The following is a 17,017-nucleotide window of genomic DNA, read 5'->3' as shown; positions in this document are numbered from 1 at the left end:
CCGTCAGATGGATTGATCGGTGGGCGGAGCAATTGCTGGTGCAACCAGCAACGCATCGTGGCGGGACTGCCGGTCTGTCGCACCAGCGATCAGAAATTGACGTAACCCAAAGATCAGCGACAGGGGCAGTGCCAGCGACACAAGGTGATTGTCCCCTACGGCCAGCGACCAGGTGATCCCGGCCGCGCAAGCACTCAATAAATACCCCGATTGAATGCGCATTTTCTTCAAGCTTTCAGCGCGATGCGCCAGAAAACCCTCTGACGTGAACACCGTCAAAATCAACCCCGTTGCAAAGACACTGCCAAGGATCAAAGTGTCCAGATTGCCCAGCATCAGCTTTGCCACCGATGCGTTGCCGGACAGGTGCAAAAGCTCGATCAGTGGCGTGATCGCGACCATGAATACGTTGATTCCCAGCAAGACGGGATGTGGACGCAAAAGCCGTTTGACATAGGCGATACAAACCATTGCGGCCAGGGCGGTGCCGATCCATCCGGCCAACCGCAGATCGTGGCTTACGCGATACAGGACCAGATAACTCAACCCCGGTAGGTTTTCGAAAAAACCGGTCAGAAATTGCTTTTGCTGATCGCTTAACATGGGTGTGTTGTCCTGTAGGGTACGGTTCTTCACCTTCGGCGCGGGCGGGTTACCCCAGTTCAAACGTTGTGACGCCGTAGATGCGGTTCAGATCAATATCGGGTTCGTGGTCGGAATACATGCGAGCGGTTTCGAACACTTTTTCCAGTCCAAGCTGCGCCGCCAGCGTAAACGCTGCCTTGTTGGGTTGTGGCATGTCGATGAAGACCTCTTGCCCAGCATGTTCCGCAGGGACGGCGGCCAGCAAACTGGCCAGCAGCGCCTGAGCAATCTTTGCATCATCGGCAAACAGTGGGCCAACCTTGTATCCGGCCTGACAGGGGCGCAGCGTGGCGTAGCCCTTGATCTGCCCATCCTCGGTATACACCCGTGAAATATGGCTGGGCGCGCTGAACCAACCGTGCAGAAAGGCATCACGCGGGGCCGGGAACAGCCTGCGGTCATACCGCCTGAGCGCATCGGTGACATCGGTCAATGCGGTCACGCCGTTGCCCAGCACCTGACCAAGCTTTGGTAAAATGTCCTGAACCGTCGCGCCAAAGCGATAGTTGTTATAGGCGAAGGTAAACCCCGATTTGCGGTAGTTGTCCTGCTGTTCAACCACGCCATCCAGACCCATATTGCGCCCCTCACAATGGGCAAAGGCCTGTTTCGCGATCTCCCATCCGTGGCCCGATCCGCGGAATTCGGGGCGGACGATGTAAAAGCCCAGAAAGGAATACGCATCATTATAGTTTACGGCGGATACTGACGCGATCATCTCGCCATTCAAAAAACCGCCCAGATAGCCATCGGGATCGGTCGTGCGGAAACAATCGGCATCATGCAGGCCGGGGTTCCATCCCTCTCGACCCGCCCAATCCACGGCGTGCTGCAGTTCGGCTGCGGTCAGCGGGCGAATGGAATAATCCGACATGAGCGTGGTCCTACAAGCTGCGACAGGGCCAGAATGGCCCAAAGTTCGCAAAAGAACCAGTATGTTCGGCAAGTTTGGTATCTGGAGCGGGCGAGGCGATTCGAACGCCCGACCCTAACCTTGGCAAGGTTATGCTCTACCCCTGAGCTACGCCCGCATCAGATACTTATGTGGTCCGAAGACCTCTCAATGGAGCGGGCGAGGCGATTCGAACGCCCGACCCTAACCTTGGCAAGGTTATGCTCTACCCCTGAGCTACGCCCGCGCCGTTGAGTGAGGAGGGATGTATAAATTCCCACGCGGGGCTGCAAGCGGAAAAACACAAAATGGCGGAAAAATCTTTCGACGGAATTCCGGGTGCCCTGCGTTCAATCCTTATAAGTTCAATAAACAAGGGGGTTCGTGAAAAGGAAATGACACATATTGCCGACATGAAGATGGCGCTGCTGGCGGCGCTGATCGTGCTGACATCTGTGGTCTGTACCCGGGATGAGGACAAGCTGGCGCAGGTCGATCCGGTCCTCAGGAATGCCCCCTTGATTGAGACGCAGCGATTGGCGGGATGAACCCCGCCAGCCAGGTCAAAGCGCCAGTACCAGGTTTGCGATGGCCGCCACCAGAATGGCCGCAAAAGTCAGCAGCATCCCGATCTGGCGCAGAATCACGACCTGAGGGCTGCGGCCGAATCCATAGGCATGCAGCACCCGCCCGGCCAGTAAAGCCATGCCCAGCAGGTTTAGCAACAGCCCGCCCGCGCCCTGCAACTCGACCATCGCGATCAGCAACAAGGCAAAAGGGGTGTATTCGACAAAGTTCGAATGCGTCCGGATAACCTTGAGCATGCCCTGATTGCCGCCATCACCATATGAAATCTTGTCATTACGGCGTTGGCTGATCACCTTGGCGCTTAGCGCGACATATAAAATCGCCAGCAATGCGGCATAGACGGGTGTGACGGACAGCATGGGCCTAAATCCTTGTTGTTGGAAAAAAGGCCGCCCGGTTCCCCGAACGGCCCTTGGTACATTAGAAGGCTAAACCGGTTATTCCAGTTCGACCAACAGGTCCTTTGCGTCAATCTGACCGCCGGGCTGTACATGCACGGCTTTAACCGTCGCATCCCGCTCGGCATGAATGCCGGTTTCCATCTTCATCGCTTCGATGGTCAGCAGCATGTCGCCTTCCTTGATCTCTTGCCCTGCGGTTACCGCAACGGTGGCCACCACGCCCGGCATCGGGGCGCCCACATGATTGGCATTGCCGACCTCGGCCTTGGGCCGTGCCTGCGTGGTCGATGTCACCATGCGGTTTGGCACCCGGATCACGCGCGGCTGACCGTTGAGTTCAAAGAACACTTTGACCTCGCCCTTTTCATCGGTCTCACCAATGGCCTGACAACGGATTTCCAGCGTCTTGCCCGGGTCGATCTCGGCGGTGATCTCCTCACCGGGTTCCATGCCGTAAAAGAAGGTGCGTGTGGGCAGGGTGCGAACCGGGCCATAGACCCGGTGGCGGCCCATGTAATCCAGAAACACCTTGGGATACATCAGATAGCCGTTCAAATCCTCATCATCGACCTCTTTGCCTTCCAACTGCTGAGACAACTCGGCGCGGGTGGCTTCCAGATCGACCGCATCGACACCTTTGCCGGGGCGATCGGTGTTCGGGGCCTCATCTTTGAGCACCTTCTTGATGATCGTGTCCGGGAACCCGCCCGGAGGCTGCCCCAGATTGCCGCGCATCATGTCCACGACCGAGTCGGGAAAGGCCACATCCGTGCCCGGGTCTTCGACATCTTCGCGGGTCAGGTTCTGACTGACCATCATCAGCGCCATGTCGCCAACAACCTTCGACGACGGTGTCACCTTTACGATGTCACCGAACATGCGGTTTACGTCGGCATACATCTGTGCCACCTCGTGCCAGCGTTCCTCCAGCCCCAGTGAACGCGCCTGCGCCTTTAGGTTGGTGAACTGGCCGCCGGGCATCTCGTGCAGATACACTTCGGATGCGGGGGCCTGAAGGCTGGATTCGAACGCCGCGTATTGGCCGCGCACCGCTTCGAAGTAATCACTGATCTCGCGGATGGCGTGCACGTCCAGCCCGGTTTCACGTTCGGTATGGCGCAGCGCTTCGACCACGGTGCCCAGCGTTGCCTGACTGGTGTTGCCGCTGAAGCTGTCCATCGCGCAATCCACCGCGTCCACGCCGGCCTCGGAAGCGGCCAGAATAGTGGCGCTGGCGATACCGGCGGTGTCGTGCGTGTGGAAGTGGATCGGCAGCCCGACCTCCTCCTTCAGCGCCCGGATCAGGATACGGGCTGAGGCCGGTTTCAACAGGCCTGCCATATCCTTGAGGCCCAGCACATGCGCACCTGCATCGCGCAGTTCTTTGGCCATGCCGACATAGTATTTCAGGTCATACTTGGCGCGATCCGGGTCCAAAATATCGCCGGTATAGCAAACGGTGCCTTCACAGATCTTGTTGTTCTCGATCACCGCATCCATGGCGACGCGCATGTTTTCAACCCAGTTCAACGAGTCGAAAACGCGGAACACGTCAATGCCGGTCGCGGCCTGACGGACAAATTCCTGCACAACGTTGTCGGGATAGTTGGTGTAGCCGACCCCGTTGGCCCCGCGCAGCAGCATCTGGGTCATCAGGTTCGGCATCGCCTCACGCAGGTCGCGCAGGCGCTGCCACGGGCATTCCTGCAAGAAACGATAGGCCACGTCAAAGGTCGCGCCGCCCCAGCATTCGACGCTGAACAGTTGCGGCAGGTTGGCGGCATAGGTCGGTGCTACCTTGATCATGTCAATCGACCGCATCCGCGTCGCCAGCAGGGACTGATGTCCGTCGCGCATGGTGGTGTCGGTGATCAGCAACTGTCGCTGCGCCTTCATCCAGTCGGCCACGGCCTGCGGGCCTTTCTGTTCCAGCAGGTTGCGGGTGCCCATCTGCGGCTCACCCTTCAGCGCGGGGGGCTTGGCCTCTTTCAGGTCGGCGCGCGGCTCGGGGCGGTCCTTGGTTTCGGGGTGCCCGTTGACGGTGATGTCCGCGATATAAGTCAGAACCTTGGTGCCCCGGTCACGGCGACGCTTGAAGGTAAACAGGTCCGGCGTCGTGTCGATGAACTTGGTGGTGTATTCATTCGACAGGAAGGTCGGGTGTTTCAGCAGGTTGATGACAAAGTCGATATTGGTGCTGACGCCGCGGATACGGAATTCCCGCAGGGCCCGGTCCATCCGGGCAATCGCAGCCTGAGGGGTCGGCGCCTTGGCCGTTACTTTGGTCAGCAGAGAGTCATAGTACCGCGTGATCACCCCGCCTGCATAAGCGGTGCCGCCGTCCAGACGAATGCCCATACCAGTGGCCGAACGATAGGCGGTGATGCGGCCATAATCGGGGATAAAGTTGTTCTGCGGGTCCTCGGTGGTGATCCGGGTTTGCAGCGCGTGGCCGGTCAGATGCACATCCGATTGGCTGGCGGCGCCGGTGGCCTCGGCCAGAGTTTTGCCTTCGGCGATCAGTATCTGCGCCTGCACGATGTCGATGCCGGTGACTTCTTCGGTGACGGTATGTTCCACCTGAACGCGGGGGTTTACTTCGATAAAATAGAATTTGCCGGTTTCCATATCCATCAGAAACTCGACCGTGCCCGCGCATTCATAGTTCACGTGTGCGCAGATCTTACGGCCCAGTTCACAAATCTCGGCGCGCTGTTCTTCGGACAGATAGGGGGCAGGGGCGCGTTCAACGACCTTCTGGTTCCGGCGCTGGACCGAGCAATCCCGTTCGTACAGGTGATAAATCTCACCATGCTTGTCGCCCAGAATCTGAACCTCGACATGGCGGGCGCGGATGATCATCTTTTCCAGATAACCCTCGCCATTGCCGAACGCTGCCTCGGCCTCGCGGCGGCCTTCCAGAACCTTTTCTTCCAGCTCATCCTCAGACTCGATCGGGCGCATACCGCGACCGCCGCCACCCCAGCTGGCTTTCAGCATCAGGGGATAACCGACTTTCTTGGCCTCGGCCCGGATCGCGTCCATGTCATCGCCCAGCACTTCGGTCGCGGGGATCACCGGAACTCCGGCCTTGATAGCAACACGGCGGGCGCTGGCCTTGTCGCCAAGGGCGCGCATGGTTTCCGCCTTGGGGCCGATAAAGGTGATGCCGTTCTGTACGCAGGCGTCCACGAAATCGGGGTTTTCTGACAGCAGGCCATAACCGGGATGGATCGCATCCGCGCCGCAGTCCTTGGCCACGCGAATGATCTCGTCAATGCTCAGATAAGCGGCGACCGGTCCCATCCCTTCGCCGATGCGATACGCCTCATCCGCCTTGAAGCGATGCAGGCCCAGCTTATCCTCTTCGGCAAAGACGGCAACGGTGCGTTTTCCCATCTCGTTGGCGGCGCGCATCACGCGAATGGCAATCTCGCCGCGGTTGGCGATCAGGATCTTGTTGAAGTCGGTCATGTCAGGTCCCGGTCCTATTTGTTTGGCCGTGTTGATAGGCGGACAATACGCGCACGTATATCAGTCGTTCTGGGTAGAACCGGCATGTTAACGCTCGCAAACGCCGTCTTATGGCGCTATTTTGTTAAATGTGCTGCGCTGCGGCATCAATGAATATTCTTTGCAGCCGGCAACTGGCCCAGCGTTTCAGCCCCAAGTTGTCCCATATTTGCGGCTAAATCCTGTCGCAGAATGTCGATAACATGTGCCGGGCCCTGCGCACCCAATGCGGCCAGACCATACAGAAACCCGCGTCCCAACATTGTGAAATCCGCGCCCAGCGCCACGGCGCGCAAGATATCCAGGCCGCCTTCGATGCCGCTGTCAAAAATCAACGGCAGGCTTGTTGCCGCGCGCACTGCAGGCAAGACATCGATGCTGGCCGGTGCGCCATCAAACTGCCGCCCCCCGTGATTTGAAACCCAAACCGCGTCAATACCGACCTGCTGCAACTTTTCTGCATCCTCGGCCCGCATCACGCCTTTGATGATCAGCGGCCCCGTCCACGCGTCCCGCAACCATTTAACATACTCCATATCCGGTGAGGCGCGCAGCAAATACCCGACATGGGCCGTTGGGGGCAGGGCGCTGTCACCGTCAATGTATTTGTCCAGCGTCCGCATTCTTGGCATCCCGCTTTGCGCCATGCCCAAAGCCCATGCGGGGCGCTGGGCAATCTGCATCATCAAACGCGGCGTCAATTTCGGAGGGTTGGTCAACCCGGATCGCGTCTGGCGTTCGCGACGGGATGCCACCGGGACATCAACCGTCAGAACAAGCGTCGAGAACCCCGCCGTTTTCACCCGATTCAGCATGTCTTGGCGGATGCCCGGGTCTTTGGGTGGGTACAGTTGAAACCACGCGTTCTGCCCAATGTGTGGTGCCAGAGTTTCCGGGCTTTGGCTGGCGACAGTCGAAAGGACATAAGGCAGGCCCGCCTCGGCAGCGGCGCGCGCCAATAGCCTTTCCGCATCCGGCCAGACAAGACCCGACATTCCAATCGGTGCAATGCCCAAAGGCAGGGGGTACTCCTGATCCAGAATGCGGACGCCCGTATCGCACTCGATTGACCCATGCAGAATCGAAGGCAGAAACCCAACGCGATCCAGCGCCTCCCGATTGCGCTGTCGAGTGGCTTCGGTGCCGGTGCCGCTGTCCAGATATTCCCAGACGAAGTGCGGTACACGACGACGGGCGCGGTGTTTCAGGTCGGCCATGCCGGGAAATATGCTGTGCAGGTCCATAACGATTGATCCGACCTGCCAGGCGATTCTGCAAGGTTTTCAAGCCGCTGGTGCCGAGGATGAGGCCCCTGAGACCCGCATCGAAATTGCCTTGGACCCGCCCGTCGCAGTAGCGGTGTTGGCAAGTTGCACCTGATTTCGACCTTTGTCCTTGGCGGCGTACAGGGCGTCATCCGCTGCGCGCATCAGGTCCTGTGGCATGGTGCCATGGACCGGGTAATGGGCAACCCCCACCGATATCGTGATGCGAGGTAAGGATTTCTCTCCGTACCGGACCGAGACGGCCTCGACCGCTTGCCTTAACTGTTCGGCGCGGGTCATCGCGTCGTCGGGCGGGTTATCCGGCAGGATCAGCATGAACTCTTCCCCGCCAATGCGGCAGGCAACCTCGTCTCTGTCACAGGCGTTCTCAAGGGCAGACCCCACAGCGCGCAAGACCATGTCGCCGGCATCATGACCATGCGTATCGTTGAACTTTTTGAAATGATCCACATCCACGGCAACCAGACTAAGCGGAGCGCCCGTCTGCTGGCTGCGGCTGATCGACTTGCGCAGCGTTTCGGTCATGTGCCGACGGTTGAACAGCCCGGTTAGCGGGTCGCGAACGGATTGGTCGTGCAGCTGATCGCGCATCCGTACATTGGCGATGGCCATGCTGATCTGTTCCGCACATAGCTGCGCCAGTTTCTTGCTGGCATGGAACTCCTCGTCGCGACCTTCATGCGCGCGCAGATGCAGCAACCCAACCGTTTCCCCATGGGCCAGAATGGGAAAACAGAAGTAAGGCCGCCCATCATGTGGTTCGGCATGTTCGCAGATAAAATCAATCTCGGACGCACCGAATTCATAGGTGCGACCCCGGCGCAGGCCCCAGCAACCTTCGGGGTGAATATGCGCCTTATGCGTGCCGTCGTTCCAGCTGGCGCACCCGTCCAGCACATCGCGCGAGTTGGAATAGACATACACGCTGCCTTCGGCGCATGGCAGGATATGGGTCATAAAGCGCGACACCATATCAAACAACTCGTCCAGCGAGCGGCTGGATTGCAGCCATTCATTCAACTCACCCAGCAAGCGTACTTCGCGGGCAAGGCGCAGTTGTTCGTCCATCAACTCCCGCTCTTTTGCGGCCCGCCCGTGCAGATTGCGTACCTGTGCCCGGTTGGTGCGATAGATCACCAACACCACCATCGCCAGGGCCAGCAGGGCGACGCTGCTGAGCACTGCCAGTGAAAACCGGACCCGCATTATGAACAGGTTACGGGTTTGTGTTATGTCCGAATAAAACTCGATCGCGCCCAGAAATTGCCCTTCGCGGATCACCGGGGTGTAAATTTCGGCGACGTGGCGGGTCTGCGGGCCTGTAGTCTCCAGCAGCTCACCCTTGAAATTGTCGACCTCGGCAATGGGTTTTTCTTCGTGTTTATAGTAAATATTGCCGTTGCCGATGATCGCGTTAAAATAGGGTTTCGTATTCCGCCCCCCGACATCGGATTTGCGCGTTGACCAGAACACCCGGCCCGCTTTGTCGAATAACTTGAAGCGGTAAATGTCCGAGGTTGCCGGCAAAAGCTCAAGAAACTCCTGATCGTGTTCATCCAGCATGCCAGTGCGAAAAGTGGCGTCGACGTCTTCGAGGTGCGAGACAACCTGCCGGTTTAATTGCGTCGCTTCCTTGCGTAGATCGGATTCCAGCATCCGATCAACCACAGGGGCCGGTATCGCGTATATTCCCCAACCCGCAAGCACCGTCAAAGCGCCCAGCGTCGTGGCGATTCCCGCCAGTTTCAGCCGGGCCATCAGCCCCGATCTGCCGTTCTTACTCATTTTTCCGCGCTCCCGGTTTCCTGCGTTCAGCATCGGAAGCAAGGTTTGACAGAGGGTTAACTCTACCTCTTGCCGCGAAGAAATGTTAATTAGAATTGACTGGAAATTGAGGTAAAAAACTGCGTGAACAAGGGGGGAACAAACTCTTTCCCTCGGCGCGTATCCGGCGTAGTTTGGACGGATGAGCAGTTTTGACGAAATGGACGCCTTTGAAGGCGCATCGCTGTCCGCGCGGGCCATGGCCGCGCGCCCAATGCCCTATCTGGATGAGCTGAACCCGGCGCAGCGCGAAGCGGTCGAACGATTGGACGGCCCTGTTCTGATGCTGGCCGGGGCGGGGACGGGCAAGACAAAGGCGCTGACCGCGCGTATCGCGCATCTGCTCAGCACCGGGCGGGCGCGCCCGAATGAGATTCTGTCGGTAACCTTCACCAACAAGGCCGCCCGCGAGATGAAACTGCGTGTGGGCCGCCTGTTGGGGCAGCCGGCGGAGGGCATGCCGTGGCTGGGCACCTTCCATTCGATCTGCGTCAAGCTGCTGCGCCGCCACGCCGAGCTGGTTGGACTGAAATCGAACTTCACCATCCTGGATACGGACGATCAACTGCGTCTGCTGAAACAGCTGATTCAGGCCACCAATATCGACGACAAACGTTGGCCTGCCCGAATGCTGGCGGGGATCATTGATGACTGGAAGAATCGCGCGCTGACACCGGATAAGGTGCCCGCGGCGGATGCCGGGGCGTACAACAACAAGGGCATCGAACTCTATGCCCAGTACCAGACCCGCTTGCGCGAGCTGAACGCCGTCGATTTCGGCGACCTGCTGCTGCATATGGTCACGATCTTTCAGACCCATCAGGATGTGCTTGAGCAATACCAGCGCTGGTTCCGCTATATTCTGGTGGATGAGTATCAGGATACCAACGTCGCCCAATATCTGTGGCTGCGGTTGCTGGCCGGGGCGCATAAGAACATCTGTTGCGTGGGCGATGACGACCAGTCGATCTATGGCTGGCGTGGGGCCGAGGTGGGCAACATCCTGCGGTTCGAAAAGGATTTCCCCGGTGCTTTTGTGGTGCGGTTGGAGCAGAACTACCGCTCGACCCCGCATATTCTGGCGGCAGCCTCCAATGTCATTCGCGGCAACGAAAACCGTCTGGGCAAGGAACTTTGGACCGACGCGGAAGAGGGCCACAAGGTCCATCTGATCGGCCATTGGGATGGCGAAGAAGAGGCGCGCTGGATCGGCGAGGAAATTGACGCGATGCAGGGCGGCACCCGTGGTATGCGGCCCATGAACCTTGACGAGGTCGCCATCCTTGTACGCGCGTCTCACCAGATGCGCGCATTCGAGGATCGGTTCCTGACCATCGGTCTGCCCTACAAGGTTATTGGTGGCCCCCGATTCTATGAGCGGATGGAGATTCGCGATGCCATGGCCTATTTCCGGCTGGTGGTCAGCCCCGAGGATGATCTGGCGTTTGAGCGGATCGTGAATACCCCCAAGCGCGGGCTTGGCGACAAGGCGCAGCAGACGATTCAGCGCACGGCGCGGGAAAATGGCGTGCCGCTGGTGGATGGCGCACGGATTGCGGTCGACAACGGGTTGATCAAAGGCAAGGGCGGCAAGGCGCTGCGCGAGTTGATTGATGGGTTGGCACGTTGGAATGCGATGACGCGCGGCCCGAGGATCGAGGTTGATGACGATTCGGTAATTGATGACGGGACCGCCCCGATGCGCTTTGGCGCGCCGGAGGTGTCGCATATCGAACTGGCTCAGATCGTGTTGGACGAATCCGGCTATACGACCCATTGGCAGAACGAAAAAACGCCCGAGGCACCGGGGCGGCTGGAAAACCTCAAAGAGTTGGTCAACCAGTTGGACAATTTCGAGAACCTGCAGGGGTTTCTGGAGCACGTCAGCCTGGTGATGGACAATGAAAAGGAATCGGACGGGGCCAAGGTCTCGATCATGACGTTGCATGCGGCCAAGGGGCTGGAGTTTCCAGCCGTGTTCCTGCCGGGGTGGGAGGACGGGTTGTTCCCCTCCCAACGCTCGATGGACGAATCCGGGATCAAAGGGTTGGAGGAGGAACGCCGTCTGGCCTATGTCGGCATCACCCGCGCCGAAGAGGTCTGCACGATTTCCTTCGCCGCCAACCGACGCGTGTTCGGACAGTGGCAGAACGCGATGCCGTCCCGGTTCGTGGACGAACTGCCCGAAGATCATGTCGAGGTGCTGACACCTCCGGGGCTTTATGGCGGTGGGCAGGCGACGGCGAGTATCGAATCCCGCGCGGCAGAGGCGAATGTTTACAACTCACCCGGTTGGAAGCGAATGCAGGCACGGCAGGGTCAATATGGCACCGCGCAACCGAAAGAGAGCCGCAATACAGTGATCGACGCCACGGCTGTGGCCAATTTCACCTTGGGGGAACGGGTGTTTCACCAAAAGTTCGGCTACGGTGGTGTGATCGGCATCGAGGGCGACAAGGTCGAAGTTGATTTCGACAAGGCCGGCACCAAAAAAGTTGTCGCCCGGTTTCTGTCAGCCAAGGACGATGTCCCGTTTTAACCAAATGGAATGTGCCTGACGGCACATGCTTGATTTTTTTGAAGGGCGCCTGGCATTGGTCGAGGCGCCTTTTTCCTGTCTGAGAGAACAAAAACGGCGGCTCCCAGGGAGGAGGAAGGGAGCCGCCGTTCTTTGCAACATCAGGGCAGGGAGGAGGAGAGCCCCGATGTATCCGAACCCGGGTCTGATCCCGGTATGTGTAAGTCGCGGCGACACCAGGGAGGAGGAGAGGTGTCGCCGCGCGCTTTCAACATCAGAGCAGGGAGGAGGAGAGCCCTGATGTATCTGCATCCGGGTTTGATCCCGGAATGGGTAAGTCGCGGCGACGTCAGGGAGGAGGAAGACGTCGCCGCGCGCTTTCAACATCAAGGCAGGGAGGAGGAAAGCCCCGATGTATCAGTTTCCGGCGTTCAGGGCCGGTATAAGGTGCGGCAACATCAGGGAGGAGGAGAGATGTTGCCGCAGAAATACAGGTTCTAAAAGGGAGGAGAAAGAACCTGATCTCGGTTATGTCGTTATGCGCTTAGTGCGCAAATTGTTCCTCGGCCGCTTGCATGGCCAGGCGACGGATCATCGAACGGTGCAGGCCCAGATCGGCCAGTTCACGGTTGGACAGTTCCGAAAGCTCATTCACCGTCTGGCGATAGACGCGATACCGTGCGAACCTGGTTTTTGCAGCTTCGAACAGCGAAGCCAGCCCGGTTACCGGTGCGCCTTTAAGCGCGGTGTGATGTGTTGCTACAGCCATTTGCGTGACCCGGTTTTTTGTGTTGCTGCCAGTGTGTTCCGGCGTTTGCTTGAGACTGAAAATAAGCAAATGCTGCAATTGCACAATAGCTGAAATGGTCAATGCTGCTATGCAGCAAACGCATGGATATCAAAGAGTTGTAAACCAAGCGGCGAACCCCCTTTGAAACAGAAGCTTTCGCCGCGTCTTTCATGGGCGCGGAAACCTCTGATCTTTTCCTGTGCTTATATAAATGCTCGCTTTTAGAGGGGGGCGGGATTGGATGGGTTTGGTTTGAGGGAGGGGGTGGGCGGATTCTGATCCAGTCCGGTTTTGTTTGTGTGGGCCATGGGAAATCATGGGCGCAGTGCGGAATGCGCAAAATCCTGAGTTTTCAGGGGTGAAATTCATGTGATTCGTATACGCTCTTGCCTCTGATGCTCGTTTTTGATGTGAGAATCCTGCCAGTCTGAAAAAAGTGTGGGAAAGCATGGGAGAGATATTGGGCGTGAGATTTCGGCATATATGGTATTAACTGGGGTTAATTTGTCTAATTGTGGTATAAATTAGCTTGTTTTCATTTATCTTTAGCTTGAATATATTACGAGAGTCGCGCTGAGTGCTCAAAGTTTTCTATTGATTTCCATGAATTCCCATGTCATCCCTAGTTCATCCGATGAGGACGAGGCACATGGGGCACCAAACGACCCCGAACCAAAAATAATCAGGTTTCATACAGGCATCTCGCTTTCATCAATCAAGAGATCCGGCGCGCGGGCGAGCAGACATCCCCCCAGGTGGCGCGCGCAGCTGGACATCCCCGCACAGCGGGCGAATGCGGCGGGTTGATCAGTGGCAGCAGATCAACCCGCCGTTTTTCATCCGGGGGAACGTGAATTTTAGGTGGGGCGCAAGCGAAAGGGACAGTCGTCTTGGCGCGCAGGTTTAGAGGTGAAAGCCACCATAAGGTGGACACGAAGGGCAGGGTCTCGATCCCGGCCTCGTTTCGCCGTGTGCTTGAAGCGTCCGATCCCAACTGGCAGCCCGGCGACAGTCCTGAACTGGTCATTGTCTATGGCGACCACCGCCGCAAATTCCTTGAATGTTATACCATGCAGGCGATCGAAGAGGTCGACACAAAGATTGATGCGTTGCCGCGCGGTTCGATGCAGCGCAAGACGTTGCAGCGCATGTTCCATGGTCAATCTTTCCCGACCACAGTGGATGAAACCGGGCGTCTTGTGTTGCCTGCCAAGCTGCGCAGCAAGATCGACCTTGAGGGTGAGGCGTTCTTTATTGCCGCCGGTGATACTTTCCAGATCTGGAAACCCGAGACATATGAAACCGAAGAACTGGCTGCGGCCGAAGAATGGCTGGACGAACAACCCGGGGACTTTGATCCTTTGGAATTTCTAGATCGCGTCGGGGACGCGTAGCGGCATGGCCGGCGCTCAGACCTCTTCCGATAAACCTCATATCCCTGTTCTGTTGCGCCCGTTGCTGGCGGCTGTGGCCCCGATTTCGGGCGTATGGCTGGACGGTACTTTCGGCGCGGGTGGGTATACGCGCGGTCTGCTAGAGGCCGGGGCCGATAAGGTCATTGGTGTGGACCGTGACCCGCTGGCGTTTAAGATGGCCGCAGGTTGGGCGGATGGCTATGGTGATCGGCTGGTGATGCAGGCGGGCGTTTTCTCGCGCATGGACGAATACGCACAGGATCTGGACGGGATCGTGCTGGACCTTGGCGTCTCATCAATGCAGTTGGATCAAGCGGAACGCGGCTTTTCTTTCATGAAAGACGGCCCACTGGACATGCGCATGAGCCAGGATGGCGAAAGCGCCGCCGATCTGGTCAACACCGCGACCGAGGCGCAGCTGGCCGATATCTTGTTCCATTTTGGCGAGGAACGCGCCAGCCGCCGCATCGCCAGGGCCATTGTCAAGGCACGGACCGAAGAGCCGATCACCACGACACTGCGTTTGGTCGGGATCATCGAATCTTGCCTGCCGCGCCCGAAGCCGGGGCAGTCGCACCCGGCAACGCGCAGCTTTCAGGGCCTGCGGATCGCGGTGAATGCGGAATATGAAGAGCTGTTTCAGGGTCTCATGGCGGCTGAACGGGCGTTGAAGCCGGGCGGGCAGCTGGCTGTCGTGACCTTTCATTCGATCGAGGACCGGATGGTCAAACGGTTCTTTCAATCACGCGCCGGCAAGACTGGCCGCGCCAATCGTTATGCACCCGAGATCGAACAGGAACTGCCGCAATTTACGCTCAAGACCCGTAAGGCAGTAGGTCCGGATGAGCAGGAGTTACAAGAAAATCCGCGTTCACGTTCGGCCAAGTTGCGTGTCGCGATCCGGACCGAGGCTCCGGCGGGGGAAATTGACGCCCGCGCCATCGGGACGCCGCAACTGGGGGGAAGGGCAAGATGAAGAGTGTATTGTATGTGTTGACTGCTCTGGCCGTGTTCGGACTGGCGCTGTGGGCGTATCAGGAAAATTACAGAACGCAGCAGGTCGTGAAGGAAACGCAGAAATTGCAGCGCGAGATCGGAATGGCGCAAGTGCGGCTGGCGGTTCTGAACGCAGAGTGGGCCTATCTGAACCGGCCTGACCGTCTGCGCGAACTCGCTGACCTGAACTTCGAACGTCTGGGTCTGTTGCCGCTGCGCGCGGAACAATTCGGCCGTGCCGATCAGATCGCTTATGCCGAAGACCCGGACCTGCCTATTGTCGACCCGATTGAATTGCAGGCCATCACCAACATTCAGGCGCTGGGCGAGGTGCAGATCCCATGACCCGCACGCCTCTGCGCCCTCTGGCTCGCATCCTTGACGCCCGCGCCCGGGGCGAAAACCCCATGGTGATCGAGCGCGAGAATATCCAGAAACGCCATGAGGATATGAAAGACCGCGCCCGCGCCCGCGCCGAAGGGCGTCTGCTGGTGCTGGGCCTGTTCTTCTTCTGCGCCTTTTCGGTGGTTGGGGCCCGCATGGGTATGCTGGCCACATCCGAGGCGCACGAGCCGCTGGCCAGCGCGCCCGGTGCCGCGATTGCCATGCAACGCGCCAACATTGTCGACCGCGAAGGGCGCATTCTGGCGACCAATCTGGACACCTATTCCGTTTACGCCCAGCCGCCATTGATGATCGACCCGAATGCGGCTGCGGATCAACTGGTGGCGATCTTCCCTGATCTGGAAAAAGAACGCCTGGTCAAGGATTTTACCGGCGATCGTAAATTCCTGTGGATCAAGAAACGCATCTCGCCCGAACAAAAGCAGGCGGTGCACGATATTGGTGATCCCGGAATCCTGTTCGGCCCCCGTGAAATGCGCCTGTACCCAAATGGCCGTCTGGCCGCGCATATCCTGGGTGGCTCGGGCTTTGGACGCGAAGGTGTCAGTGCCGCCGAAGTGATTGGCGTGGCTGGTGTGGAAAAGCAGTTCGACGATTATCTGCGTGACCCGGCAAACGGTAACAAACCGTTGCAATTGTCGCTGGACCTGACGATTCAGGCCGCAGTTGAACAGGTGCTGTTTGGCGGCATGAAGATCATGAACGCCAAGGGTGCATCCGCCGTGCTGATGAATGCCCATACGGGCGAGGTGATCTCGGCGGCGTCCCTGCCGACTTTTGATCCCAACGACCGTCCGCGCCCGCCGACTTCGGGGTTTGATCCGTCGGACAGCCCGTTGTTCAATCGCTATGTGCAGGGGGTGTATGAACTTGGGTCGGTCTTCAAGATTTTCACTGCCGCGCAGGCCGTGCAGTTGGGGTTGGTGAATTCAGATACTATCATCGACACCTCTGGCCCGATGAGGATTGGCCGCTTTCCCATTGGTGAGTTCAACGGCAAGAACTATGGCAAGATCAGTGTGGCGGACGTGATCGTCCACAGCTCGAACCGGGGCACCGGGCGGCTGGCCTTGCAGATCGGCGCCAAGCGCCAGCAGAATTTCCTGAACTCACTGGGCATGTTCGAACCCACCCCGTTCGAGATTGTCGAGGCCGCAGGCGGTGAGCCGCTCAAGCCCAAGAAGTGGGGCGAGCTGAGCACGGTGACTATTTCTTATGGGCACGGGCTGTCGACCAGCCCGATGCATTTGGCGGCCGGATATGCGGCAATTGCCAATGGCGGGCATTACGTCAGCCCGACGATCCTGCGTCGGAACGGGCCGCAATACGGCCCTCGTGTGATGTCGGAAAGCGCGGCAACCCAAGCACAAAACATGTTGCGCCGCGTTGTTACAGACGGCACTGCCAGCTTTGGCGATGTGGCCGGGTACGATGTTGCGGGTAAAACCGGTACGGCGGATAAACCCAAGCCGCGTGGCGGGTATTACGATGATAAGGTGATTGCCACCTTTGCCACGTTGTTCCCGGCTTATGATCCGAAATACGTGCTGATCGTGACGTTGGATGAACCTTCGATCCTGGCCTATGGTGAAAAGCGCCGCACAGCGGGCTGGACAGCCGTGCCGGTGGCCGCTGAACTGATTGGTCGCATCGCACCGCTTTTGGGCCTGCGCCCACGGCTTGAGCCTGAGCGGGGCGCTGCTATAACGCTGACCTCAAATTAGGCTGTCGGACAAAAGGTGGG

General features: G+C 58.5%; 14 protein-coding genes and 2 tRNA genes. 7 read left to right on the top strand and 9 right to left on the bottom strand.

All coding sequences use genetic code 11. The features are described from left to right. Window positions 1-3: 3 nt before the first annotated feature. The 4 genes from JT51_RS03960 to JT51_RS03945 form a co-directional block, all read right to left on the bottom strand. On the bottom strand, window positions 4-603 hold the full coding sequence (locus JT51_RS03960) for a hypothetical protein (RefSeq protein ID WP_152563290.1): 600 nt from the start codon (window positions 601-603) through the stop codon (window positions 4-6). 49 nt (window positions 604-652) lie between these two features. Next, window positions 653-1,519 (bottom strand): GNAT family N-acetyltransferase, encoded by an 867-nt coding sequence (locus JT51_RS03955; RefSeq protein WP_037308068.1) that lies wholly within the window; start codon window positions 1,517-1,519, stop codon window positions 653-655. 82 nt (window positions 1,520-1,601) lie between these two features. Further along, window positions 1,602-1,676 (bottom strand) — tRNA-Gly (locus JT51_RS03950). Window positions 1,677-1,709: 33 nt separating this feature from the next. After that, window positions 1,710-1,784, bottom strand: a tRNA-Gly gene (locus JT51_RS03945). A 148-nt stretch (window positions 1,785-1,932) separates the two neighbouring features. Between JT51_RS03945 and JT51_RS21945 the strand changes: the two genes are divergently transcribed. Continuing rightward, complete coding sequence (locus tag JT51_RS21945) at window positions 1,933-2,085, top strand: hypothetical protein (protein WP_160175160.1); 153 nt, start codon at window positions 1,933-1,935, stop codon at window positions 2,083-2,085. Between the two features lie 15 nt (window positions 2,086-2,100). Here the strand turns inward: JT51_RS21945 and JT51_RS03935 are convergent, their stop codons facing one another. From JT51_RS03935 to JT51_RS03920, 4 genes are all read right to left on the bottom strand, one after another. Then, window positions 2,101-2,484, bottom strand: a complete 384-nt coding sequence (locus JT51_RS03935; RefSeq protein ID WP_081894591.1) for an MAPEG family protein — start codon at window positions 2,482-2,484, stop codon at window positions 2,101-2,103. A gap of 78 nt (window positions 2,485-2,562) precedes the next feature. Beyond that, window positions 2,563-6,000: a pyruvate carboxylase gene (locus JT51_RS03930; RefSeq protein ID WP_037308061.1), complete on the bottom strand. Its 3,438-nt coding sequence runs from the start codon at window positions 5,998-6,000 to the stop codon at window positions 2,563-2,565. Window positions 6,001-6,146: 146 nt separating this feature from the next. Then, the gene (locus JT51_RS03925) at window positions 6,147-7,283 is read right to left on the bottom strand and encodes an alpha-hydroxy acid oxidase (RefSeq protein ID WP_037308059.1); all 1,137 of its coding nucleotides are present in this window, start codon (window positions 7,281-7,283) and stop codon (window positions 6,147-6,149) included. 39 nt (window positions 7,284-7,322) lie between these two features. Then, on the bottom strand, window positions 7,323-9,110 hold the full coding sequence (locus tag JT51_RS03920) for a diguanylate cyclase (protein WP_081894618.1): 1,788 nt from the start codon (window positions 9,108-9,110) through the stop codon (window positions 7,323-7,325). Window positions 9,111-9,291: 181 nt separating this feature from the next. On the opposite strand from JT51_RS03920, the gene JT51_RS03915 reads away from it, so the two are divergent. Continuing rightward, complete coding sequence (locus tag JT51_RS03915) at window positions 9,292-11,688, top strand: ATP-dependent helicase (RefSeq protein ID WP_037308056.1); 2,397 nt, start codon at window positions 9,292-9,294, stop codon at window positions 11,686-11,688. 279 nt (window positions 11,689-11,967) lie between these two features. Further along, window positions 11,968-12,168, top strand: a complete 201-nt coding sequence (locus tag JT51_RS03910) for a hypothetical protein (protein ID WP_037308053.1) — start codon at window positions 11,968-11,970, stop codon at window positions 12,166-12,168. A 43-nt stretch (window positions 12,169-12,211) separates the two neighbouring features. Here JT51_RS03910 and JT51_RS03905 read toward each other — a convergent pair whose 3' ends face one another. Next, window positions 12,212-12,436 (bottom strand): DUF1127 domain-containing protein, encoded by a 225-nt coding sequence (locus tag JT51_RS03905; RefSeq protein ID WP_037309449.1) that lies wholly within the window; start codon window positions 12,434-12,436, stop codon window positions 12,212-12,214. Window positions 12,437-13,383: 947 nt separating this feature from the next. Between JT51_RS03905 and mraZ the strand changes: the two genes are divergently transcribed. From mraZ to JT51_RS03885, 4 genes are read left to right on the top strand one after another with little or no spacing between them, the layout of a single operon-like run. Then, a complete protein-coding gene (gene mraZ, locus JT51_RS03900) occupies window positions 13,384-13,851 on the top strand; it encodes a division/cell wall cluster transcriptional repressor MraZ (protein ID WP_037308050.1) in 468 nt (155 codons plus the stop codon). A 4-nt stretch (window positions 13,852-13,855) separates the two neighbouring features. Next, window positions 13,856-14,848, top strand: a complete 993-nt coding sequence (gene rsmH / locus JT51_RS03895; protein WP_037308047.1) for a 16S rRNA (cytosine(1402)-N(4))-methyltransferase RsmH — start codon at window positions 13,856-13,858, stop codon at window positions 14,846-14,848. Further along, window positions 14,845-15,213 (top strand): cell division protein FtsL, encoded by a 369-nt coding sequence (gene ftsL / locus JT51_RS03890; protein ID WP_037308044.1) that lies wholly within the window; start codon window positions 14,845-14,847, stop codon window positions 15,211-15,213. Before rsmH ends, ftsL begins: the two co-directional genes overlap by 4 nt. Continuing rightward, window positions 15,210-16,997: a peptidoglycan D,D-transpeptidase FtsI family protein gene (locus JT51_RS03885; RefSeq protein WP_037308040.1), complete on the top strand. Its 1,788-nt coding sequence runs from the start codon at window positions 15,210-15,212 to the stop codon at window positions 16,995-16,997. The genes ftsL and JT51_RS03885 overlap by 4 nt, the downstream gene beginning before the upstream one ends. Window positions 16,998-17,017: the final 20 nt, after the last annotated feature.

This window comes from Ruegeria halocynthiae (assembly GCF_000743705.1).
GTDB classification, from domain to species: Bacteria; Pseudomonadota; Alphaproteobacteria; order Rhodobacterales; family Rhodobacteraceae; genus Ruegeria; species Ruegeria halocynthiae_B.
The sequence above is the reverse complement of the archived record's forward strand: the minus strand, read 5'-3'. Positions and strand labels throughout refer to the sequence as shown.